Here is a 1,434-nt window from a genome sequence, read left to right as displayed (position 1 = left end):
CAACTGCGCCAACCGGTTTGCCGCCTCATCGAGTTCTCGATAGGTCAGGGTGCGGCCCTCGAAGCTCACCGCCACCGCCCCCGGAGCCCCAACCACGCGATCGGCAAACAACCCCGGAACTGACATCGGCGTACTCTTCGGCGCGGTCAACACCGCCCGATTGCCCCAAGCATCCAGGCGGGCGCGCTCACCGGCATCGAGCACATCCACCGACGACAACCGACGGGTCGAGTCAGCGGTCATCACCTCCAGCACATGCCGCAGCCGCTCGATGAGTGACCGGATGCTGGCCGCGTCGAAGACATCGGTGCGAAATTCGACCGCCCCGGCAATACCGGCGGGCTCACCGTCATCGGTCCAGCGCTCGGCCAACGACAACGACAGATCGGTTCGGGCGGTGTGGGTGTCCACCGGCAACTGGGACACCTCCAGATCACCAAACGCCAACCTGGTAGCCGAGTCGTTGGACTGCCAGGCCAGCATCACCTGCACCAGCGGATGATGAGCCAGGCTTCGGGCGGGGTTGAGCCGCTCCACGAGCACCTCAAACGGCACGTCCTGATGCTCATAAGCGGCCAGGCTGCGCCGGCGCACCTGGGCGAGCAACTCCGCCACACTGGGATCACCGGCCAGATCCACACGTAACACCAACGTGTTGACGAAAAAGCCCACCAGGCCATCCAGCGCCGGGTCACGCCGTCCCGCGATCGGGAAGCCCACGGCCACATCGTTACTGGCGCCGAGCTTGCCCAACAACACCGCCAGGGCCGCCTGCACCACCATAAAACTGGTCGCATTGTGCTCGCGAGCCAGCCGAGCTACCCGCCGCTGCAACCCAGTCGGCCACTCCAGGGACACGCTGGCGCCGCGCTGATCGGCGATCCGCGGGTAGGGCCGGTCGGTGGGCAAGGCCAGCCGCTCGGGCATCCCGGCCAAAGCCTGCTCCCAATAGGCCAGCTGCTCGGTAATCAGACTGTCACGATCGTCGAGATCACCGAATTGGTCCCGCTGCCACAGCGTGTAGTCGACATACTGCACCGGCAACGGCACCCAGTCCGGGATACGGTCCTGCTGTCGCGCCCGATACGCCTCCCCGAGATCGGTCACCAGTGGGGTGATCGACCAGCCATCGGCCGCGATATGGTGCACCACCGCCACCAACACATGATCATCCGGACCAACCCGGAAAAGCCGTGCCCGCAATGGAATCTCGCCCGCCAAATCGAAACTGTGACCCGCCACCTCCCCGATCGCATGACGAATCCGGTCCGCCGACCAACCCGTGGCATCGACGATCTGCCATCCGAAGTCGGCCCCCTCGGCGGGCATCACCACCTGCCGCGGCACCCCATCGGGCGCCACGAACAGCGTGCGCAGGCTCTCATGGCGACCCACCACATCGGCCAACGCCGCCCCCAACGCGCCGGCATCCAA

At 66.1% G+C, this 1,434-nt stretch carries 1 protein-coding gene; it reads right to left on the bottom strand.

What is annotated here, in order from left to right; genetic code table 11:
- Nucleotides 1–1,434 (bottom strand): condensation domain-containing protein (locus A5736_RS11475; RefSeq protein ID WP_254848347.1); only part of this gene is annotated, 1,434 nt, incomplete at both ends.

Source organism: Mycobacterium sp. SP-6446, assembly GCF_001954045.1.
Lineage (GTDB): Bacteria > Actinomycetota > Actinomycetes > Mycobacteriales > Mycobacteriaceae > Mycobacterium.
Note: the sequence above shows the minus strand (reverse complement) of the source record. Positions and strands in the feature narration are given on the sequence as shown.